Here is a 22,226-nt window from a genome sequence, read left to right as displayed (position 1 = left end):
GTCAAAAATAACAATAGCCCTGCACTTATTACGGCTATCTTTAAAAGGAATAGTATTAAAATAAGTTAAAAATTAATGAACCTTTGACGATAGTTACCGTCTTGAATATAGAAGCTCCTGAAATGAGGATTAAAAAAGTCTTTGATGGATTATTGGTTTTGGAATATCAGGCCGGGAATAAGGATGCGTTGGGGCAACTGGTACAGCGGCATCATAAAAAGCTATGTGCCCATTCTTATTGGTATACTAAAGACATAGATGCGTCAAAAGATATTGTTCAGGATTGCTGGGGCATCATAATGAACAAATTAGGTGGTTTAAGGGAACCGAATAGTTTTAGTAGTTGGGCCACCCGTATCGTTACTAGAAAATCGTTGGACTATGTTAGCCACAAAACCTATCGGCAAAAAAAATCGCAGGCCGCTACTGTAGAAGAAACCCACGAAACAACGGGTTCGAAGGAAGACGCTCATCGGCACGTACGGGAGGCCATTGCGGTCTTGCCGGAAAATCAACGAATTGTCTTGCGGCTTTTCTACACCGAAGCCTATTCGTTAAAAGAAATCAGTACCATTTTGGATATTTCGGTAGGTACGGTAAAATCGAGGTTGTTTCATGCAAGAGAAAAATTAAAAAACATTTTAAAGACAAAACTATGAGCTCGGAAAGACAAAAAATAGACGAATTGATCAAAGAAACCTTAAGTGCCGATGACGCAAAATTTTACGATGCGCTCGACGAGCAAAACCTGCTCGGAAAAGTCGGTGAAACCTTTAAAGGTAAAATGGGTTGGTTGGCCATCGTCATGAATATTGCGAATATTATATTCTTTATCCTGTTCATTTATGCGGTGATTCAATTTTTCAATGCTACCGGCACGGCGGAACTGATCAAATGGGCCATGGCCATCTTTGGAAGTTTCATGTTCATGGCCTTTATCAAATTATACGTCTGGATGCAGATGAACAAGAACGACATCCTTCGAGAGTTAAAACGTTTGGAGTTACAGGTCGCTGTCTTGTCGAATGAAAGGAAGCAATAGTCAATAGATGGCTAGGCAATAAGGACTAAGACCTCAGGAGGCCGAGGAAAACCTCGGATATATGCGGTGATGATGACATGAATATTTACTCACCCGCCTTGTGAGGTAAACAGGCTTGCTGGTCTTTTCTTTTTTGCAAGGGCATCAATCTTTTTTGTAATTTAGCAGCTCTACAAGGATGATTTCTCTCCTACGCTGAATTTTCGTCCCGATAGCTATTGGGATTAGAAGGGAAAAAGGTACAGAAGGAATTACTGAAGTTTTATCAGAGATTGTTTTGAAATGTGCGATTACAATTTTTATAGACTATTTTTTGATTCGTAACGGGCAAAAAAAAGCATAAAAAAATAATTTGCATGTTGCAAAAGAGTCTCGCAAAGTAATTTTTATCATGTCAGTTTTAGAAAGAATTACCTCTGAAGATGCAATAGCATTGGAAGACAAGCACGGTGCACACAATTACCATCCCTTACCCGTAGTATTGAGTCGGGGAAAAGGTGTACACGTTTGGGATGTTGAAGGAAAAAAGTATTACGACTTCCTATCGGCCTACTCTGCTGTCAATCAAGGACATTGCCATCCGAAAATCGTGGGTGCCATGACCGAGCAGGCACAGACTTTATCGTTAACGTCGCGGGCATTTTATAACGATATGCTCGGCAAATACGAGAAATACGCTACGGAAACCTTTGGTTACGATAAACTCTTACCCATGAATACCGGTGCCGAAGCTGTCGAGACCGCTTTGAAACTTTGTAGAAAATGGGCTTATGAGAAGAAGGGTATCTCCGAAAACGAAGCACAAATCGTGGTTTGTGAGAATAATTTTCATGGTCGTACCACGACGATTATCTCATTTTCCAATGATCCCGTGGCAAGAAAGAATTTTGGACCCTACACCAGCGGATTCCTAAAAATCGAATACGATAACCTTGAGGCATTGCAGGAGGTGTTGGAAAATAATAACAATGTTGCCGGATTTTTGGTAGAACCCATTCAAGGTGAAGCGGGTGTGTATGTACCTTCGGATGGATATTTAGCCGGTGCAAAGGCCCTTTGCGAAAAGCACAATGTGTTGTTCATTGCCGACGAGGTTCAGACCGGAATCGCCCGTACCGGAAGACTGTTGGCTACTTGTGGGAATTGCGCCTGTACGGACAAGCATTGCAGTGGAACGCCAGACGTGAAGGCCGATATTCTCATTTTGGGAAAGGCGCTTTCCGGTGGCGCATACCCGGTTTCGGCCGTGTTGGCGAATGACCCCATTATGGGTGTTATCCGTCCTGGAAATCACGGTAGTACCTTTGGCGGAAATCCTATTGCGGCCGCGGTGGGGATGGCTGCCTTAGAGGTGGTGAAAGAGGAAGCCTTGGCACAAAATGCCGATGAGCTTGGCGAGTTGTTTCGTGAAGAGATGAACACTTTTATCGCTACCTGTAACATCGTCAATGGCATTCGTGGTAGAGGCTTACTCAATGCGATACTTATCAATGATACCGAGGACAGTTCCACGGCTTGGGACATTTGTATGGCGTTGAAGGAAAACGGACTCCTTGCAAAACCGACACATGGAAATATCATTCGTTTTGCTCCTCCCTTGGTCATGACCAAAGAGGAGCTGTTAGACTGTGTTTCCATTATCACGAAAACCCTCAGGCAATTCGAGAAATAGTTTAAATGAGTTCGACGTCACCTAAAACGAAAACCTCCGCTACAGCGGAAGTTTTTTTATGGCTCGAAGACGGTTTTCTAGTAGTTACCTTCCAAACCGGCACTGGCTAAAATGGCGATAATGGCCCCAAAATAGAGGATAAGGAATAACAAGGCGATAGCGGATAATGCCAGCCCGATATAGGCCAATACGCGACCTGTTTTGACATTTTCGATTCCTGTATACTCTCCGGGATTTTCCAAATGAATGCGTTCGGCTTTTTTGGCGTTCGATAAAGCGATAAAACTAAATATCGCGGCGAACGGTCCGCAGCAAACGAAAACCAGGACTAACGAGAGAATTCCGAAAGTTAGGGCATTACTGGCGCCCGGTAATTGATTGTTCATTTATGCTGTTATTGACCTAATAGTTCTTCAAGTTTTTCTTGCATCAATTGCTGATCTTGTATGGTGTCCATACCGAAGTAAGCAATTATGCCGATATAATAAATCAATGCCAATACGCTAAGTACGATCCCTATTATCGCTAGGATTCTTCCTGTTTTTACATTGCTGGCATCGGTATACAGCTCTGGATTTGCTTTATATAAGGCAATGGCCTTGTTCGCCAGGACCAAGGATACAATACCGAAGATGAGTCCGATAACCCCGTAACAGCAACAAGTTACGATTGACAGGATTCCAAATACTAAGATGAGGGTTGCGTTGGGTAATTTTTGTTGTTCCATGGTTTTTTAGTGGATTAGGTTATTCATTTTAAAAATATAACTGGCAAGAATTACGATCCCAGTGGTAATGGCGAGTAAAATCTTCACGATCAATTCAAATTTAATTTTTACGAATGCCGTGGTGATGATAAATAGGATAAGCAGGACTAAGGGGTAAATCGCAGGATACATTTCAAATGCAGCAGTAAAGTCACCCTTGACCAATGATAGCGTAGCTCTTTGCAAACCGCATCCCGGACAATCAAAGCCAAAAAATTTTTTGGTAAAGCACGGAAGCATATAGTCCTCCAACACCAATAACAAAGTAGCTAATCGCATTTTTACGCCTAAAGGAATTTCAGGCAGAAAAATACCATTATTTTTGGGGAACAAAAAATATAATAATGAGTGTTTTTGCAATAGGGGATGCCGTAGAAACCTTAGACGATACGATTAAGGGGATCGTGGTGGGCGTTTCTCCGAAAGAAATCATTATTGAGAGCAGCGACGGGTTTCAATTGCATTACGCTGCAAATGAATTGATGAAAATAGATACGGGCGACACCATCAAGGTCACCAACTACGAAGTAGCCAGAATAAAATCGGAAAAAGAGATCCCGAAACGAAAAAATAACCCTGCTCCCAAAGCCAAGGAACGGAATGCCCCAAAGATGGAGGTAGACCTTCATATCAACCAATTGATAAAGTCCAGCAAGGGAATGAGCAAACACGATATGCTAAATCTTCAATTGGAAACGGCTAAAAGACAGTTGCAGTTTGCCATCAGCAAGCGTATCCAGAAAATCGTTTTTATTCACGGTGTGGGCGAAGGCGTTCTTAAGGAGGAGTTGAACTACCTGTTCAGGCGTCATGAAAATGTTACCTACTATGACGCGGACTATAAAAAATATGGTCTAGGAGCGACCGAAGTATATATCCATCAAAATAAGTAGATCTTCTATTCGGTAGACCTGGTCGTGGTGACTATCCCGAACTGATCGATACTTAAGTCCGTGATACGGGTGTTCGCGCTGGTCAATAAAGAAATGGCGCTTAATCGGATATCATGGGTATAGGTGATACTATCGGTCGTGGTAGTGGTTATGATCACTTGCCCGGACTCTGCCTGTATTTCTTCGCTCAATAACGGACTGCCCAAGGGTATTTGACTGCAGAAATAGTCTTTAGTCACTGCATCGTCAAAGATGCGGTAGGTAATGGCGGTACTGCCGCCGGCCGTAACGTTGCTCGTAACATCGGTGGCCACTTCGTTCAATAAAGCGGTAGCGGGTAATTCCAAAATCAAGGCCTCATCACTGTTGATCTTAAAGAAGACGATGGGCTCGGTACCTTCGGCCACTAGGGTTTCACATGTTTGCGGGTCCACACTGTCAAAATCCAATGTTTCAATCTGCAAATCACCATCATCACAGGCCATTAAAACTGCCATAATACTATATGCTACTATTCTTTTCATGCCATAAAAGTAGTAGAAATCAAAAGGATTAGACTTAAATTTGGCAGGATTTTAGCAAAGAATGGTTTTTAGTTCGTGGTAACATGGATAGCTAGATGCCATGTTTTTGGTAAGAATGTACAAGGAGACCAAATACCGATTAAAAATCGTTAGTTTTAAGAACGAATGTTCATCGTAATTATAGCATAAATGAAAGTATACTTTGATAATGCCGCCACGACACGGGTACGCGATGAGGTCATTGCAAAAATGCAGACCGCCCTTGCAGATTGCTATGGCAACCCTTCTTCTACCCATAGTTTTGGGCGTACGGCCAAGACGGCCATCGAAACCGCAAGAAAAACGATCGCGAAATATTTGAACGCACATCCTTCTGAAATCATATTTACCTCTGGAGGTACCGAGGCCGATAATATGATTATGCGTTGCAGTGTCCGTGATTTAGATGTCGAGACCATTATCACCAGTAGAATAGAGCATCATGCGGTAACCCATACGGCTGAAGATTTAGAACAGGAATATGGCATCGCACTGAAATATGTTGACCTTGATGCGTTTGGGAACCCAGATCTTGATCATTTGGAAGAACTCCTAAAGGCAGATGCTTCAAAGAAATTGGTTTGTCTCATGCACGTGAACAATGAAATCGGAAATATGATCGACGTTAAGGCGATCAGCCGATTATGCGTTGCAAATCAGGCTTTGTTTCTTTCCGACACCGTACAATCAATCGGTCATTTTGAATGGGACTTGGCCGAAATCCCCATCGATTTTCTAACAGCTGCGGCGCATAAATTCCATGGCCCAAAAGGCATCGGTTTTGCGTTTATTCGTAAAAATTCGAACCTGAAACCAATGATTTCGGGAGGGGCCCAAGAGCGGGGTTGCCGCGCGGGAACGGAATCTTATCACAATATCGTGGGCTTGGAAGAGGCGTTTATCTCGGCCTATGATAATTTGAATGAGGAGCGTGATTACGTACAAGGACTCAAAGCCTATTTTATAGAAACTATAAAAAAGGAAATTCCAGAGGTTGAATTCAATGGTCTTTCAGGGGATTTGGAAAAGAGTACGTACACCTTGGTGAATTTGCGCTTGCCGATAGATCGGCGAAAAGCGCTGATGTTGTTATTTCATTTGGATATCAAGGGAGTGGCCTGTTCCCAAGGAAGTGCCTGCCAATCGGGTAGTGGAAAGGGTTCTCATGTGCTGAATGAAATTCTATCCGAAGAAGAAATGATGAAACCGTCGTTGCGGTTTTCTTTTTCTAGGTACAACACTAAAGATGAAATCGATTATGCCGTAATGGTATTGAAAGACTTTATGGCTGATTAGCTTTTCTCATTTTCCGTCGTTCCTTACGTTTCGGACGATCATACGGGAACTTTTTCGCGGCAAGTTTCATCATTCTGTCAATGAGGTCTTCGGTGTTCTTTCCCGTTTTTTTGGTGATTTGCTTTTCGTATTTCCAAAGAAGTTTTCCAATAGCACCATCGCTGATCTTGATTCCTATTCGGCCATAATCGGCCTGGCCTAAGAAATAATCGATGATACTGAATTCTGTAGGAATCCCATTGGAGAGTAGGATGTTCAAATCCAAGTTGCCACTAATGATACCGTCTACGCCAAGAATGGCGCTCAGTTCCTTTACCGTGTAGATATCCATATTATCGTAGCTGATATCGTTCTTGGCCAAAATTGCATTGGTATTCTTAATGTTCTGGAAGTTTACCGTAAATTTCTTTTTCTTTTTTCTTTTCGAAAAATAGGTTTCCAATGCATTCTGAACGGCCAGTCCTTCCTTTTTTTCCAAGGCACGCAGTTCTTCCTTGGTCAAATCGTTTTTCAAATCCAACCGCGTCAGAAATGGCAGTATCGCCAATACTTCGTGGTCGTTACTCAACTCATCAAATTTGTTGCTTTCGTAGATGTTCTTTTGTCCGCTTGCGAAAAAAAAAGCGAAAACCAGAAGTGAAAACAGGAGGTGCCGTTTCATTTAAAATTATTTATGCTGTACTATTCACTAGGATTAAAATCGCATGCTTAACCGCAAATTAAAAATACGACTGGTCAGAAAATTGGGCACGGCGAATTGTTGTTTGCTATCCACATCGCGAACCCACGTATTCGTAATAGAATTTTGGGTATTGAATACATTAAAAATCTCAAACCCTCCGCTTAGCGTCCGGAACCGATGCAACCAATGGTTTTTCGGGTAGGGATTGTTACTGTCCACAAAAATATAGGAAATTCCCAAATCGGCACGTCTATAATCGCGTAATCTGTTTTGAAAAACATAAGGATCGGCGTAATTGGGCGAACCACCGGGTACTCCCGTATTATATACCAAATTCAAATACATTTTTAACTTGGGTATGTTGGGCACATAATCCTGGAAAAGAATTCCGACTTTCAATCGCTGATCCGTGGGGCGTGAAATGTAGCCGCGTTGGTCGATGTTTTCCTCGGTTTTAAGGTATCCTAGACTTAACCAGGACTCGGTTCCAGGCACAAACGCACCGTTCAAACGAATCTCCGCTCCGTACACATAAGCCGTGGCATTGTTATTCGCGGCATATCGAATACGAACATCTTCCAAGGTGTACGGATTGACGTTGGTCAATGCCTTATAATATATTTCACTTGTAAAATTAAAAGGCCTGTCGGCCCATGTAAAGCTGTACTCATTGCCAATAACAACGTGAATGGATTTTTGTGCTTCTACATCCGGCTGTATGACACCTTGCCTATCTCGAAGTTCCCTATAAAAGGGGGGTTGTTGGTACACCCCTCCGGAAACGCGAAAGAGCATATCTCTTTTCCAATCGGGTTTTAACGCCAATTGTAAACGTGGACTAACGATGGTCTGCGCTGTTTTTTCAAATCCCACACCGATTACGGCCCAGTGTTGCGCTCGCAAACCCACATTGTAATAAAGGTCCGCCGTGTTCACTTTCATTTGATTGCTATATTGCGAAAAGGCTGTGAAACGATTGGTCTTCACAAAATTGGTAGCACTCACCCCGTCATATGCAACGATAGGGGCTGCGAAGGGTTCCTCTGGTTGATTGTTCGGAAAGTCCCCCGAAGGCGGCCGAATGTAGAACCCAACGGAATCGATGAATTCAGATTCGCGAATTTGATCCCTGATGTCTTCATGGGTATATTTTAGCCCCCACTGCCACATTGAATTGTCTTTAGAATAGGCTCCCTTTTGCTCTATATTAAAAATCAGAGCATCGAGCTCGTTACGAGCCCTATTGAATTCGGTGCCCAATCCCCGCGACCCTGAGATGTCCCCCAATTGGTCGCTGCCCAAATTGGTATTCAGCTCTCCGAGTTCGTATTGTGCGATGACGTCGGAATACTCTTCTTCGGTTGTATGATAGAGCGATGCGATTAATTTCAGGGTCGTGTTTTCATTCACGAAATAGTTGCCTTTCAAGGCCCCTAATGCCGTATTGAAACGGTTGTTCTCATTTCCTTCATAAAATACGGTCAAAACTCGGGGGTCACTTAAGGTGCCGAAGTTCGTTTGTCTACTGATTGGTTCATTTTGGTAGTCATTGATCGATAGGTTCCCTAAAAAGTTCAAGTTAAATTTCTTGGAAAAGCGATAAGTAAAAAAGCCCTGTAAGTCTGCGAAAGTCGGGTTTAGGTTGCTCCGGGTATCTTGTGAATTTATCAGGAGGCTGTTGTTTCGGTACCGAATACCGGTAATCGCACTGAAATTTTTATTTTTTGAAATGGTCTCCACCGAGGCGGCGGCACCTAGTAGGCTTACATCCAGACTTACTCCAAAGTCACTAGGGTTTTTATAGGTGATATCCAATACCGAAGATAGCTTGTCTCCATATTTTGCCTGAAATCCACCTGAAGAAAACTTTACATTTTGTGCCAAATCGCTATTCACAAAACTGAGGCCCTCTTGTTGCGCAGAACGTACCAAAAATGGGCGATAGACTTCAATTTCGTTCACATATACCAGGTTTTCATCATAATTACCTCCCCGAACGGAATATTGCGTACTGAGCTCATTGTTCGAATTTACTCCTGGTAAGAGTTTCAATACATTTTCTACCCCGGCATTGGCACCGGGTATTTTTCGGATGGTCTGTGGGGTAATGGTAACGATACCCTTGACTTGCTTTTCACCGGTAGGAGATACCGTCACCCCATCGATTTGTATAGTATCAATCTTTAGAACGGGGTTGAATTCGTAGGTTTCATTGGTCGTAAGAATAAGGTTTTCAACAACCACATTTTTATGGCCAAGATGCGAAAAGGTAATGGTGGCCTGTTGATCGGGAATGAGCTGTAGTGCGTAAAAGCCGTTGATGTCTGAAAAACTACCGTTGACCCTGGACGAAATATTAACGCCGGCCAGCGGTTTTTGCGATTCGTCTAATACGACGCCCGTAATGGTCGCCGTTTGTGCTTTTAAAAGGCCCAGATGGCAAAAGATGGAGATACAAAGGAGGACTTTCGTACAGTTCAAACGAATCTATTAGCTACTTTCGATAAAAGGTGCTTTTGAAGTTTGTTTCGTTGCCAACATTATCGGTAACCACGACTTCGAGATTGCACTCTTTTTTGTTCAATATCTTATCGTCGAAATTATAGGTGAGGGTGTTTTTCTTGGGTTCGTATTCCATTAAAATCCACTCACCGTTGAGCTTGGCATTATAGGTCTTGACCCCGCTCAAATCATCGGCGATTTGAATACTAAGATAGCTATAGTTGTCTAACCACTCTTTTTCCTTGAAGTTTTTTGCTCTGATAGTTGGGGGTATCGTATCACTTACCAATGTATACGTTCCTAGATTCCGGGTTCTGGTCGTAAAGGTATTCCCCCTCTTGAAAGTAGATACGTGACTGGGCTTCCCTCTTCTATCGAGGCGGGCGATAAATAGCTTTTTACGTGCTTCCTTGTTGTATTTTGATACGTCAAAAGTTATGGTAAAGTTACGGTGGGCGGGAATCTTCGCATTGTGGATGGTAACGGTATCATTTCCTTTTTCAAGGTCGATGTAAAAATCCTTGTAGAACGTATTCGCGGGAAAGTAGACTTTTGCTCCACCCAGATTGTAATTATTGTTTCTTTTGGCGACCAGATAATTGTCTGTCTTTTCGATTTCCTTACTCTTTTTTAACGCTTCTTTTTTGCCTTCGACCGGAATGACGGCCTTGGTCTCGTTCCCCGCGAAATCTTTGAGGATCAAAACGACATTATAGTTCATGCCCTCCTCAATGGCTACCCTTCCATCCTGATACAACGTCTTGTAAATGTTCAATTTGTTACCCGGCCCTTTGAAGCATTGGTGCAGACGCTCTCGGTAAGCCCCGTAGTGGTCATAGTCTATAAGGGTATTGATATAGCGTGTTTCGCCGAAGGAAAAAGTCTCAAAGTCGTATTCGGTATATGTTTTTCCGTTTACTGACAAATGCACCGAATACACCCCGTTTCTATTCGCGGCCAGATCTTGACGGTCAAAGCCTTTGAAGCCGAAACCGATGCTTCCGGAGGCGTATACCTTGTCTGCCAGGAAAGTGCCATCGGTTTGTTTGGAGAACTTGATTTCCGACTTATCGTTGCTTTGATTCACAATAGCACCTTTGGAAAGAGGGTAAGCGAATAGTTTTTCAAGTATCGGATTGGTGGCATCCCGTATTTCAAGCCCGTACAACAAAGGATTCGTTGGTTTTTCCGTGATGCTGCTCCTGATCTCGAAGTGCAGGTGTGGCCCTGATGAACCTCCCGTATTCCCGCCATAGGCGATTACATTCCCTTTTTCAACCTTTACTTCCCCTATATCAGGAAACACTTCTACCTGATATGATTTTTTCTCGTACTGTACCTTTTTAATATAGGCTTCGATCTCCGGCGAGAATTTCTGAAGGTGTCCGTAGACCGATGTATAACCGTTAGGGTGTGCTACATATAAAGCCTTACCATAGCCCCAATGCGATATTTTGATTCGGGTAACACTGCCATCTGCTATGGCGTAAATGGGTAATCCCTCTCGTTGTTGTGTCTTGATATCGATACCGGAATGAAAATGGTTCGAGCGTAATTCTCCGAAGGTACCGGCCAGGATCAAAGGAATATCCATAGGCGATCTAAAATAATCCTTTGGATAGCCGTCCTGAGCCTTAAGGAAGCTACAAAAACAGATTAAAAGCAGTAAGAAAAGCGGATTCTTATTTAATTTTTGGGGTGTAAAAAACGTCATAGCTAGTGTTGATGCTGCCCTATTATCGGGCAAAGGACATTCTTCAAAATGATTTCTTTGGTCCGTTCATATTTACGGGATAAAAATAATCAGATGAAAACAATTATACCGTCAGAACCGACAAAACCTTTTCGTTTTTATGGTCCCTCATCTAAAACAACGATTATATATAGATTAAAGTATTACTTTAGGAAAATTTGAAAAAAGAATTGCTAAACCGTAAGATGTATCTTAACTTTGTTTTCATAGCATTGAATTTCGTTTATGAGCGAATTGGTTCAAATCGTTGATTCCCTTGAAAACAAGATCAGCAAGTTGTTGCACAAGATAACGGTGTTACATCAGGCCAATCGAAAGTTAGAGGACGAACTTGTTGCCATCCGGAATGAAAAGGAGTCGGTCAACAATACGGTATCGGATTGGGAAGAAAAATACAATTCGTTGAAGTTGGCAAATTCGATGCTGGGCAGTAGTACAAACAAAACCGAGGCTAAGCTAAAAATAAATTCATTGATCAGGGATTTGGACCATTGTATCGCCCAACTCTCTGAGTAAAACCAACAGCAACTATGGCCGAAAAGCTTAAAATAAAGCTTTCAATAGCGGATAGGATTTACCCCCTAACCATAGAACCCAGTCAGGAAGAAGGACTGCGAAAGGCCGCTAAAAATATAGAGCAGTTGGCAAAAAAATTCGAACAAAGTTATGCCGTTCGTGACAAGCAAGATGTATTGGCCATGTGTGCCTTACAGTTTGCCTCTAAAATAGAGCAGAAAGGCATTGACAAATCGGAAGATACCACTCAAGCACTTGAACGTTTAAAGGCGTTGGAGCAATTGGTTGATTCTAAGCTAAGCATAAAGTAAGTTCTTTAACATATCATCAAAGTTACTGCCCACATTGGTACTAATTTTTGACAAACTCAACGTTAATTAAGTTTAAAAAGGGTGAGTTTAGGTCGTAAAAGCAAGCCTTGCTCGTACAAGGATCCTTGATCGGTCTGTTAGCCCTAAACCTGTTTTTAGGAGTTTGTACAAAACTTCGCTGATGTGGGCTTTTTTTTGGTCCATGATGAACATGACAGCGTCATCGCGGTAAGTGGCATACCTAGTTGAGGTGCGACTTTATGTTTGGTCAAGGGCCGTTAATTTTTAATTTAAAACTATGGATAGTACATCAATACTAATTGGCGCGATCGCGGGACTGATCATTGGCTTCGTCGTTGCTAAATTCCTCGAAAAAGGCAAGGCATCAAAAACCACTGCCAATGCGAAAAAGGAAGCGGAGGATATTCTTAAAACTGCCACCAAGGAAGCCGAGGATATTAAAAAGGACAAAATTTTTCAGGCAAAGGAAAAATTCTTGGAGCTAAAGGCCGAACATGAAAAGGTCATCGTTGGCAAGAACAAAAAAATAAACGAGTCCGAAAAGCGTACGCGTGATAAAGAGTCTCAGGTCAGCAGTGAATTGGCCAAGTCCAAAAAGTTGAACCAAGATTTGGAAGGCAAATTAAAGGATGTGGCCTACCGCACCGAAATCTTTGAAAAGAAACAGGCCGAGGTCGATAAATTGCACAAAAACCAAGTCCAGCAATTAGAGGTCATTTCAGGGCTTTCCGCAGAGGACGCAAAAGAACAATTGATGGAATCGCTAAAGGAGACCGCTCGTACCGACGCCATGGGCTTTATTCAGAATACGGTAGAGGAGGCCAAACTTACGGCGGAACAAGAAGCTAGGAAAATAGTTATCAATACCATTCAGCGTATCGGTACCGAAGAGGCAGTCGAGAACTGTGTGTCGGTCTTTAACCTCGAATCGGACGACGTAAAAGGACGTATTATTGGTCGGGAAGGACGAAACATTCGGGCCTTAGAGGCGGCCACCGGTGTGGAAATTATTGTTGACGATACCCCGGAGGCCATTATTCTTTCCTGTTTTGATTCCGTTCGCCGCGAGGTTGCCAGACTGTCTTTGCACAAGTTGGTCACCGATGGGAGGATTCATCCCGCTCGGGTCGAGGAAATCGTAAAGAAAACCGAAAAACAAATAGAACAGGAAATCGTTGAGGTAGGGAAACGTACCGTAATCGATTTGGGTATCCACGGACTGCATCCAGAGCTTATTAGGGCGGTCGGTAGAATGAAATACCGATCTTCTTATGGACAGAATTTGTTGCAACACTCTCGTGAAGTGGCCAAGCTTTGTGGTGTGATGGCAGCCGAGTTGGGCCTAAATCCAAAATTGGCCAAACGCGCCGGGCTGTTGCACGATATCGGTAAAGTACCGAATACCGAAGCCGAAGTGGAAACACCGCATGCCATTCTCGGGATGCAATGGGCAGAAAAATATGGAGAGAAACCAGATGTCTGCAACGCCATAGGGGCGCACCACGACGAAATAGAAATGAAGACCTTAATATCGCCGATCGTTCAGGTGTGTGATGCCATCAGTGGAGCTCGACCAGGAGCAAGACGCCAAGTGCTCGATTCGTATATTCAACGTCTAAAGGATTTGGAAGATATCGCATTCGGGTTTGGGGGTGTTCAAAAGGCGTACGCTATTCAGGCCGGCAGGGAACTCAGGGTAATCGTTGAGAGCGAGAAAGTAAGCGATGACAAGGCAGCAGAACTGTCTTTCGAGATTTCGCAGAAAATACAGACCGACATGACCTATCCGGGTCAGGTTAAGGTGACGGTAATCCGCGAAACGCGGGCGGTCAACGTTGCCAAATAATCAAAATTCCGAAATACAAAGTAATAGGTCTGGCATTTGCGAGGCCTATTTTAATTTGCACCAAATTTCAGGAAATCCCTTTTTCATAAAATCGTTTGGAGATATAGCAGATTAAAAAGGTTTCCGTTAGGGGTAGCGATATGATGGATATGGGCTCGCAGCCTGTTGCTATTGTAGTGCTTTGGCGTTGTTATTCCTCTTCTGAATTAGAGACCTCGTTATGGGCTTCTTCTTCTGCAGCTTTGTTCAAGTTGTTTTCCATAATATTCAGTTTCTTCAACTTGCCTTGCCATGTTTTTAAGGAAGTCCTATGTCGTTCTATATTTTTGACAACTTCCATAACCATGGGATTATCGTCCGCTGCATGCTTGAAGAACTGCAAGTTGTTCTCTAGCTGTAATATTTCATTCTTACTCTCACTGATTTTTTTACGTATGAATTGGCGTTCGTTCCCTAGGGCCCGTCCTTGATCCTGTGAGGAGGCCAATTGCTGAATTTTGTTACCGTATCGAAGCAACTCGGACTCTTGTTTATCTACTCCTATCTTTTTGAAGAGACCATCCAAAACTTTACTGAATTTTTGGTCGATATGCTTTTGCTTGAAGGGTACCCGGCCATAGCCCTTCCATTCCGTTATGGTCTCCTTAAGTGCTGCGAGGTCCTTTTCCTTTTCGCCACTGGGCTTCCAGTTACGTAATTTATCGAGAGAGGCTATCTTCTTCTTTAGATTGGCCTCCTCTTCTTTGTGTGCACTATTTTTTAGGGCGTGCAGTCGATCAAAATAATGGTTACATGCATTTTTGAACTCCTTCCAAATAGCATCGGAGTATTTTCTGGGCACATGGCCTATTTTCTTCCAATCGTTCTGAATGCGCTTGAACTCAGGGGTCGCCGTATCCCAATCTTCGCTATCTTTTAGAGAAAGCGCCAAAGCAACCAACTCCCTTTTCTTGTCTAGATTTTGTTGTTGCTCTTTCTTGAGGTTCTTGTAATAGGCATTTTTGTTACGGTTGAAATTGCGCGTGGCGTCTTTAAAGGCCTTCCAGGTAGCTTCATTGGCCTTTTGTGGGACCTTACCAGCCTTAAAGAACTGTTCGCGCAAATCTGCGATCTGTTTGATCTGTTCTTGTAGCGCCCGATGGTTCGAAGCAGTATTTTCGGCTAATAGCCCTATCTGTTCGATGATTTCGTTCTTGCGGATCAGATTTTCTTCATATTTCTTGTCCAACTCTTTTTGATGTTCCTGCCTTCTATTGTGCAAGGCCTTGGTCGCATCGCTGAATTTATTCCATATGGCGTCACGTTCTTCTCTGGCTACGGGCCCTATTTCCTCTTTCCAGAGTTTATGCAATTCCTGTAATTCCCGAAAAGCCTTGCCTAGGTCTTTTTCTTGTATCAGGGCTTCTGCACGCTCGACCAATTTGGTCTTTTCCTCAAGATTATGTTTGAAATCAAGATCCCGCAATTCACGGTTCAAGTGCAGGAAATCGTAGAACATTTCGATATGGTGGTGGTAGGTACGCCATACATCATTATACTGGTTCCTGGGTATCGCTCCAGCATTTCGCCAGCGTTGTTGTAGCTCCTTAAAGGTGTTGTAGGTCGTGTTCATATCCTCTTCAACACTGATGAGGCCCTTTAGTTCTTCGATGATTTCCAGACGTTTCGCCAGATTATCTTTTAATGTGCTTTCAAGATTCTTGTAATATTGATTCCGCTTTTCGCGGTAGTCGGAATATACTTCGTTGAACTGTCTTTTTGTGACCGAATTGTACCTAAAATCTATTTCATTGCCCCCACTGGCGATAAAATCCTCTTTCTTGCCCTCTATAAATTCCTGGAATTTTTGATCGAACTCATGTTTTATCCCGTCAACATGTTTTTTGATTGCCTGCACCTTTTCATTCCGAACCAATCGTTGTAGCTCTCCAACGAGGTTTTCCATCGACATTTCATGATAGTCTAGCAATGGAATCGCATGCCGATGTTTGTTGTCATGGTCTTCGGCATCCTCGGCATTCTCTTCATCGATTTCCGCCAAGGCTTCCTCCGTATCTTCCTCTTGAGCCTCCTTTTTGGGCTGTTTTTTATCCAGTAACACTACATTCTCTGAATTATTTTCCCCGTTTGACGATTGGGTCTTCTCGGCTTCCGAGGTTTCCGATTTATCCTGAACGGAATGCTCTCCGTCTATGGATTTGTCTTCGGCTTGTTTCTTTTGTTCGGCAGTGGCCAGCGGCTTTTCATCAGAGGGTATTTCCACGTCGATCTCCGCCTGATTTTTGTCGGATGCAGTATGCTTAGGGGTAGTATCAGCTTTGGTTTTCCCTTTTTCTTCGCGAATAGGTATTTTTTCGTCTGTAGCTATTGAAGGCTCATCGCTTCCCTTATCTTTTTCGATTGGTGCAACAGGCTCGGCATTTGCCATAGCGCCTATATCGTTTTCCTCTTCATTCTCCATAGTAGTAGGTTTCGATTCGAGTGCAGCGGGTTCGGTAACTTTCTCGTTTTCACGAACGTCATCCTGCTCTTTGTTCAACCCGGTCGATTCCTCTATTTCCTGCTCTTTGTCTTCAGACATTGGTCTCTGTTTTCTTTTTATGCGATAAGCATATGTCAAGATAGTAACAACCCTTTTAATGGCAAAGTATATGTAGGAGTCTTTTTGATGCAAACCCTCCCAAAACGTCCGTGGGGTCACAATGGTTAAACGGAAGGTAGTCGTTTCCGTTATTGTGATTTTGAGCGGATGATACCTTGGAACCATCGTTTGTATTCTTCGACCAAGTCTTTTCCAAATCAGGTTTTAAACCTCAATTGGAAGCCTTCCTTTTAGGTGCAGGGTATAAGTTTAAGAGCCATTCCATATTTCCCATGCCTTTTCGGCTTGTAATTCGAGCATTCGTAAACCGTTACAACCGGTTGCTCCCTGGGATTCACCTTCCCGTAAAAAGGCTGTTTTGGCAGGATTGTATATGACATCGAAAAGAAGGTGGTCTTTGGAAATAAACTTATAGGGAATTGGTGGTTTGTCTTCGATATTCGGATATGTTCCCAAGGGAGTGGAGTTGATGATCAATTGGTGTGCCCGAATAATCGCCTCATCTAAAATGGCATATCCGATTTGCCCGGAGTCCGGACTTCTGGAAACCGAGGTGGTTTCAATACCGAGTCTTTTTAATACGAAGAGTATCGCCTTAGATGCCCCGCCCGTGCCTAAAACCAAAGCGTTGGTGTGTTGTTCCTTCAGAAAGGGTTCTAGGGATCTTTGGAATCCGTATGCATCGGTATTATATCCTTTTAAGCCTTGTTCGGTAAATTGAACCGTATTTACCGCTCCTATTTTTTCGGCATCGGTGTCTATTTCCGAAAGATAGGGTAGAACGGCCTCTTTGTAGGGAATGGTTACGTTGAATCCTTTGAGGTTTTCTTCATGTTTCAACAGCTGAACTAGAATTTCTATTTTTGGAATATCGAAATTCTCGTAACCGTGATTTTTCAGACCTAGTGCTTCGAATTTTTCCGCAAAGTATCCCTTTGAGAACGAATAGGAAATATCCTTTCCCAATAGACCGTATCTAAACTGCTTTTTTTCTTCTTTTTCCATACCAATCCAATACCAATAAAATTCCTATCCCTACAAGTACGAAGAACATCGCCCACCATGTTTCCGAGTTAGCAAAATCGGGAAAATACCGTTCATAATTGGCGATGATTTCCCTGCCATTCGAATCCAGCAAAACCATACCATCTTCCCCGGTTTTGAAAAGTGTGCGTTTCCACGGCCAAACGACTCCCAAAGAACCGGTAATAAATCCTAAAATAACGGCGGTTGTAATGTGCTTGTGATGTTTTAGGACAAATGCGAGTAAATGGGAGAGTGTTACCAAACCCGTGGCAGACCCTGTAGTAAAGACCGCAAGCACTTTCAACGTTCCCAAACGTGCCTGATTTCGTACAAAACTAAAATCGCCCCTAATTACTTCGGCAAAGGTATCGTACAGGGCATTCACCGAATCAACGAGGAGCAGTACATAATTACCCAATAAAATAAGGATGAACGAACCGGAAAGTCCTGGCAACGTCATTCCTGAAACACTAATGATTCCGCACAGAAAAACGAACAACAGGTTGTCGTTCTCCTTGGCCGGGCTCAGGAAGCTGATTGAAATTCCTACCACCAGACCAATGATCGCCGCTGGGACGGTTTTTTTGTTCCAATGCGTAAAATCTTTGCCGATATAATAAATCGATCCAAGAATCATTCCGAAGAAAGCGGCCCAGACGAACAATTCTTTTCGCTCCAAAAAATAGTCCAGCAACTTCGAGACGCTAAAATAGCTCACCAACATCCCAAAAATCAGTAAGGTAAGGAACGACCCGTTCACGTACCGGTAAAAACTTTTGAAATGGCCGCCAATGAGTAATTTGAATGCCTTTGCGTTTATTTTCTGTAAAGAAAGGATGAACTCTTCGTAAAAGCCCCCAACAAAGGCAACGATACCACCGGAGACCCCCGGTACTTTGTTTGCAGCTCCCATAAATAGTCCTTTTACGATAAGAAAAAACTTGTCAGTAAGAGATCGGGGCTGTGACATGTAATGGGTTATTCTTTTGAGGCGACTTTTTCCAAGATAAAAATAAGGGAAAAACCGACTACAGCAGCAAGAATAGCAAATAACAATTGGGGGTCATCCTCAAAGGCAAAAGGTGAGATATTCTGAGTCTTTATGGGAATGATTTTTTCTCCAAAGGTGCGTGTCTCCAAAATCCGTTTCCAAGGCCATATTTTATTTAGGGAGCCTAAGATGAATCCGGTCAATAAGGCTAGCGTAATGTTCTTATAGTTGCTGAACATCCATTTTAGGAGTTTGGCAAAACTTAATAATCCAAAAATGGCTCCAAGGCCAACCGTAACTACAACTTGAAAGTCCCATTTGTGCACCGCTTCTAAAATAGTTTTGTAGGAACCTAATAATACCAAAATAAAAGCACCTGAGATACCAGGTAAAATCATGGCACATACTGCCAAAGCCCCTGAAAGGAAGAGATAAAGAAGACTTTCTGAATTTTCAGACGGAGGTAGAGTTGTGATGTAAAATGCCAAAATAGCGCCTATAAATAACATTATAACCGCACCTATGTTCCATTTTTCAACTTCTTTGCCTACGAAAAAAATACTAGCGAAAACCAATCCAAAAAAGAAAGACCATACCAAAATAGGCTCATTCGCTAACAACCAGCTTACCAATGTCGCTAATGAAAACAGGCTTATGAAAATACCTATAAATAGGGCAAATAGAAAACTGCCGTTTACTTGTTTCCAAACAGCTTGGATTCCTTTCTTTTTGAATGTATCAAAAAGTGAAAGATTAATTTCATTTATGGATGTTATCAACTCTTCATATATACCGGATATAAAAGCAATAGTGCCACCTGATACACCAGGAACCACGTCGGCTGCGCCCATTGCTATTCCCTTTAAGGTAATTATAAAATATTGTAAAAGACTTCGGCTCGGCATAAGTGTAGAATGCGTTTATATTATGGCAGCAAAGATGCCGAAATTCATAACGTTACCCAAAAAGGGGTCAAAAAATTATTGATTCGAGAGGTTTAGGAGAGGTATTTCAGACGTGTATGCGAACAATTGCGCTACTATCGGGAGGCCTTTCGAGAGGCATCGATCAATTGCTGTATCCAGCCGATGCCGTCGAATTGTGGGAACTCTTTTTGAAACAGATGTAGCTGTGTAAAATTCTGCTTGAGTGCCTTCATCAATCCTATACGACCATTGATCTTATCGCCCATCATGAGATAGAGTCCAGCTTTTTTATAGGCGATTTCGGAACTGTCGCTGAAGAGCTCCTGCGCCTGGGAAAGAATTTCAATGGCGGCATTATAGTTCTCCGCCCTCTGGGAAACGGATGCCCAGCTCAACCAGGTTTCCAAATCGTAACTGCCCATATCAACCGCCTGTTTATAGGCCAGGTCGGCCTCGTCGAAATTGCACATGGCTACATGAATCTTGCCACACTTATTCCAATAGTCGGGATTGTCCCCATCAATATTCAAGGCTTTATTAATGTAGTGCAACGCCTTTGCATACTCTTCTTTTCTATAGTAGAATTCGGTAATGACCAACCAACCTTTGTCCAATAGTGGGTCTTCATGAACCGTTTTGTAGTAATGATGTTTAGCCATATCGTCGCTACCCAATTTTTCGTAACACCTGCCAATACGTAAATAGGTATGCGATGTGGGGTCTTCCAGTGCCAAAGTGGTTTCGTAGTTCTCAATGGCCTCTTCGAACTTGCCCATTTTTTCGAGCACCTTTCCTTTTTCGTAATAGGCCCCCATAAAATTGTCGTCAGAGATAATGGCGAAGTCAAAAGCGGTCAACGCCTTTTCGTACATTCGTTTTACGTAGTACTGTTTGCCCAACTGGTGCCATGCGACTTCACAATAGGGGTTGCGCTCCAAATATTCATTCAGGTAGTTGATCGCTCCGTCGTAATCCTCTAGGAATTCAAAACAATAGATGACATTGTACAGTGAGGAGTAGTCTTGTTCGTCAAAAGAGACGCACTTCATGAAACTCTCTTTGGCCATTTTAAAATCGTCCATGAAAAGGTACTCCATTCCCAGAAGGGAATAAATATCGAAACACTCGTCGGAAATGGTCAAAGCCTCCTGCAGCAGGCTTACCGCAGCCTCATGATTGTCTTTTTTGGAATAAATATTGGCTCTTTGAATATAGATTTCCTCGTTGCTGGTTTCCAATAACTGCAATTCATCCAACATGTGCTCGGCAACCTCCAAGTTGTTTTCGAAAACGAGTACTTCTATATGTAAGAGCTTTAATGCCGTGGAATCCGGATGTTGTTGTAGCCCGATTTTAATGGCTTTTTTGGCTAATGCGATTTTCCCGTGATTCAGGTAATGGTGTATGATTTCCTCAAAATCCTCCGCGTCGAAGAAATAGACGTCGTCGGTCTTGAGCATAGATTCGAACTTGGTAATCGACTGGTTTGGTCTTTCCTCAGATTCTAACGCCATAAATGGGTGTTGATTAAACTTCGGAATTAAAAGTAGTCTTTTGAACGCTCTTTTAGCTCCCGATTTGGGCTATATTATTAACAAATTAGTTAACAGTTTATTGCTCTAATTCCGTTAAAACCGTTAGCAAAAGCTGGCAGCCTTGAGTGATTTCGACCTCTGAAATGGTAAGGGGCGGGGTGATTCTAACCGCCTTAGGTTCAAATAACAACCAAAATAAAATCAAGTGCTTATTAGCGCATTTCAATACCAATTGATTCGCTATTTCGGCATTTTCCATTATCAAGGCCAATAGTAAGCCTTTGCCCCTTATTTCTTTGATCAGACGATGTTTCAACAGGGAGCGGATTAGTTTTTCCTTCCTTAGCGTTTGCGCAATCAGGTCGCTTGTCACCAATTCATTTAGCGTTGCCAGACTTGCCGAGGCGATGACGGGATTTCCGCCAAAGGTGGTAATATGCCCTAACTTTGGAAACTCCTGCAAACTCTTCATTATGTTGTTCGAGGCGATAAAGGCTCCGACGGGCATTCCTGAGGCCATTCCCTTTCCGACGACCAAAATGTCCGGAATACAATTATACTGTTCAAAAGCGAATAGTTTGCCGGTACGGCCAAAGCCCGGTTGAATTTCATCCAAAATCAACAGAGCGCCTACCTCGTCGCAACGTTCTCTAACCTTTTCCAAATATTGGTTCACGGGAACAATAAATCCTGCGCCACCCTGAATGGTTTCTAATAATACGGCCGCTGTTTTCACAGTGATTTTGGAGAGGTCGATTTCAGCATTGAAATGGATAAAATTCACATCGGGAAGTAACGGGCGAAAAGCGCCTTTACGTTCTTCATAGCCCGAGACGCTTAAACTCCCCATGGTATTCCCGTGGTACGAATGATGTGCAGAAATTAGTTCCGAACGGCCTGTAAATCGTCTGGCAAGTTTTAAGGCGCCTTCTATGGCCTCGGTACCGGAATTGACCAAATAAGTCGTATTTAACACCTCGGGAAGGAGTGATGCCAAGAGCTTGGTATAGGCGACGGCGGGTTGCTGTATGTATTCGCCATACACCATTACATGCATATATTTTTCAGTTTGTTCCTGAACCGCCGCAACTACTTTCGGATGGCAATGCCCGAGGGTACAGGCAGAAACACCAGCTACGAAATCCAAATGGGCATTTCCATGGGTATCGTAAATATAGCTTCCCTTCGCGTGGGACACTTCCAATGCCAACGGGTGTGGGGTAGTCTGTGCCTGGTATTTTAGAAAATCCTGTTTCATATTCGACTAGAAGACCACGCGTGCC

21 protein-coding genes and 1 other RNA gene are annotated in these 22,226 nt (G+C 42.9%); 9 read left to right on the top strand and 13 right to left on the bottom strand.

All coding sequences use genetic code 11. The annotated features are described in order from the left end of the window. The first annotated feature begins 83 nt into the window (after positions 1–83). The 3 genes from FGM00_RS10660 (at position 84) to rocD (ending at position 2,714) form a co-directional block, all read left to right on the top strand. Positions 84–659, top strand: coding sequence for an RNA polymerase sigma factor (locus FGM00_RS10660; RefSeq protein WP_236262756.1), 576 nt, complete (start codon positions 84–86; stop codon positions 657–659). Next, complete coding sequence (locus FGM00_RS10655; protein ID WP_138852895.1) at positions 656–1,042, top strand: DUF6768 family protein; 387 nt, start codon at positions 656–658, stop codon at positions 1,040–1,042. Before FGM00_RS10660 ends, FGM00_RS10655 begins: the two co-directional genes overlap by 4 nt. A gap of 391 nt (positions 1,043–1,433) precedes the next feature. Beyond that, complete coding sequence (gene rocD / locus FGM00_RS10650; RefSeq protein ID WP_138852894.1) at positions 1,434–2,714, top strand: ornithine--oxo-acid transaminase; 1,281 nt, start codon at positions 1,434–1,436, stop codon at positions 2,712–2,714. 77 nt (positions 2,715–2,791) lie between these two features. Here rocD and FGM00_RS10645 read toward each other — a convergent pair whose 3' ends face one another. Genes FGM00_RS10645 through FGM00_RS10635 form a run of 3 tightly spaced genes read right to left on the bottom strand, consistent with a single transcriptional unit; the run spans position 2,792 to position 3,759 of the window. After that, on the bottom strand, positions 2,792–3,100 hold the full coding sequence (locus FGM00_RS10645) for a CCC motif membrane protein (RefSeq protein ID WP_138852893.1): 309 nt from the start codon (positions 3,098–3,100) through the stop codon (positions 2,792–2,794). A gap of 8 nt (positions 3,101–3,108) precedes the next feature. Further along, complete coding sequence (locus tag FGM00_RS10640; protein WP_138852892.1) at positions 3,109–3,441, bottom strand: CCC motif membrane protein; 333 nt, start codon at positions 3,439–3,441, stop codon at positions 3,109–3,111. A 6-nt stretch (positions 3,442–3,447) separates the two neighbouring features. Further along, a complete protein-coding gene (locus tag FGM00_RS10635; protein ID WP_138852891.1) occupies positions 3,448–3,759 on the bottom strand; it encodes a DUF2752 domain-containing protein in 312 nt (103 codons plus the stop codon). 65 nt (positions 3,760–3,824) lie between these two features. Here FGM00_RS10635 and FGM00_RS10630 point away from each other — a divergent pair, with 65 nt between their 5' ends. Next, the gene (locus FGM00_RS10630) at positions 3,825–4,373 is read left to right on the top strand and encodes a Smr/MutS family protein (RefSeq protein WP_138852890.1); all 549 of its coding nucleotides are present in this window, start codon (positions 3,825–3,827) and stop codon (positions 4,371–4,373) included. Between the two features lie 5 nt (positions 4,374–4,378). On the opposite strand, the gene FGM00_RS10625 is transcribed toward FGM00_RS10630, so the two are convergent. Beyond that, complete coding sequence (locus tag FGM00_RS10625) at positions 4,379–4,897, bottom strand: hypothetical protein (protein WP_138852889.1); 519 nt, start codon at positions 4,895–4,897, stop codon at positions 4,379–4,381. Positions 4,898–5,086: 189 nt separating this feature from the next. Here FGM00_RS10625 and FGM00_RS10620 point away from each other — a divergent pair, with 189 nt between their 5' ends. Further along, on the top strand, positions 5,087–6,232 hold the full coding sequence (locus FGM00_RS10620) for a cysteine desulfurase family protein (RefSeq protein WP_138852888.1): 1,146 nt from the start codon (positions 5,087–5,089) through the stop codon (positions 6,230–6,232). Here FGM00_RS10620 and FGM00_RS10615 read toward each other — a convergent pair. From FGM00_RS10615 to FGM00_RS10605, 3 genes are read right to left on the bottom strand one after another with little or no spacing between them, the layout of a single operon-like run. After that, entirely contained in the window at positions 6,219–6,893 is a 675-nt protein-coding gene (locus tag FGM00_RS10615) for a hypothetical protein (protein ID WP_138852887.1), read from the bottom strand. The two genes, FGM00_RS10620 and FGM00_RS10615, sit on opposite strands and share 14 nt — an antisense overlap. 33 nt (positions 6,894–6,926) lie before the next feature. After that, entirely contained in the window at positions 6,927–9,395 is a 2,469-nt protein-coding gene (locus tag FGM00_RS10610) for a TonB-dependent receptor (protein WP_138852886.1), read from the bottom strand. Between the two features lie 13 nt (positions 9,396–9,408). Then, positions 9,409–11,130, bottom strand: a complete 1,722-nt coding sequence (locus FGM00_RS10605; protein WP_138852885.1) for a M23 family metallopeptidase — start codon at positions 11,128–11,130, stop codon at positions 9,409–9,411. 264 nt (positions 11,131–11,394) lie between these two features. On the opposite strand from FGM00_RS10605, the gene FGM00_RS10600 reads away from it, so the two are divergent. The 4 genes from FGM00_RS10600 (at position 11,395) to rny (ending at position 13,863) form a co-directional block, all read left to right on the top strand. Beyond that, on the top strand, positions 11,395–11,685 hold the full coding sequence (locus tag FGM00_RS10600) for a hypothetical protein (RefSeq protein WP_138852884.1): 291 nt from the start codon (positions 11,395–11,397) through the stop codon (positions 11,683–11,685). Positions 11,686–11,699: 14 nt separating this feature from the next. Next, on the top strand, positions 11,700–11,996 hold the full coding sequence (locus FGM00_RS10595; RefSeq protein WP_138852883.1) for a cell division protein ZapA: 297 nt from the start codon (positions 11,700–11,702) through the stop codon (positions 11,994–11,996). A 54-nt stretch (positions 11,997–12,050) separates the two neighbouring features. Next, a non-coding RNA gene (ssrS, locus tag FGM00_RS10590) (6S RNA) lies at positions 12,051–12,161 on the top strand. A 133-nt stretch (positions 12,162–12,294) separates the two neighbouring features. Then, a complete protein-coding gene (rny, locus tag FGM00_RS10585; RefSeq protein ID WP_138852882.1) occupies positions 12,295–13,863 on the top strand; it encodes a ribonuclease Y in 1,569 nt (522 codons plus the stop codon). Between the two features lie 190 nt (positions 13,864–14,053). On the opposite strand, the gene FGM00_RS10580 is transcribed toward rny, so the two are convergent. The 6 genes from FGM00_RS10580 to FGM00_RS10555 all read right to left on the bottom strand — a co-directional run bounded on the left by FGM00_RS10580 (position 14,054) and on the right by FGM00_RS10555 (position 22,201). Continuing rightward, positions 14,054–16,444, bottom strand: a complete 2,391-nt coding sequence (locus tag FGM00_RS10580; RefSeq protein WP_236262755.1) for a DUF349 domain-containing protein — start codon at positions 16,442–16,444, stop codon at positions 14,054–14,056. A gap of 270 nt (positions 16,445–16,714) precedes the next feature. Continuing rightward, positions 16,715–17,470, bottom strand: coding sequence for a shikimate dehydrogenase family protein (locus FGM00_RS10575; RefSeq protein ID WP_138852881.1), 756 nt, complete (start codon positions 17,468–17,470; stop codon positions 16,715–16,717). After that, the gene (locus FGM00_RS10570; protein WP_138852880.1) at positions 17,442–18,461 is read right to left on the bottom strand and encodes a DUF368 domain-containing protein; all 1,020 of its coding nucleotides are present in this window, start codon (positions 18,459–18,461) and stop codon (positions 17,442–17,444) included. The genes FGM00_RS10575 and FGM00_RS10570 overlap by 29 nt, the downstream gene beginning before the upstream one ends. 8 nt (positions 18,462–18,469) lie before the next feature. Then, positions 18,470–19,387 (bottom strand): polyprenyl-phosphate transporter, encoded by a 918-nt coding sequence (locus tag FGM00_RS10565; RefSeq protein WP_138852879.1) that lies wholly within the window; start codon positions 19,385–19,387, stop codon positions 18,470–18,472. A gap of 134 nt (positions 19,388–19,521) precedes the next feature. Beyond that, entirely contained in the window at positions 19,522–20,922 is a 1,401-nt protein-coding gene (locus FGM00_RS10560; RefSeq protein ID WP_138852878.1) for a tetratricopeptide repeat protein, read from the bottom strand. A gap of 97 nt (positions 20,923–21,019) precedes the next feature. Further along, positions 21,020–22,201: an aspartate aminotransferase family protein gene (locus FGM00_RS10555; protein WP_138852877.1), complete on the bottom strand. Its 1,182-nt coding sequence runs from the start codon at positions 22,199–22,201 to the stop codon at positions 21,020–21,022. Positions 22,202–22,226 lie beyond the last annotated feature (25 nt).

Origin of the sequence: Aggregatimonas sangjinii, from assembly GCF_005943945.1 — a bacterium.
Taxonomy (GTDB): domain Bacteria; phylum Bacteroidota; class Bacteroidia; order Flavobacteriales; family Flavobacteriaceae; genus Pelagihabitans; species Pelagihabitans sangjinii.
This window is presented reverse-complemented; position numbering and strand designations above follow the sequence as displayed.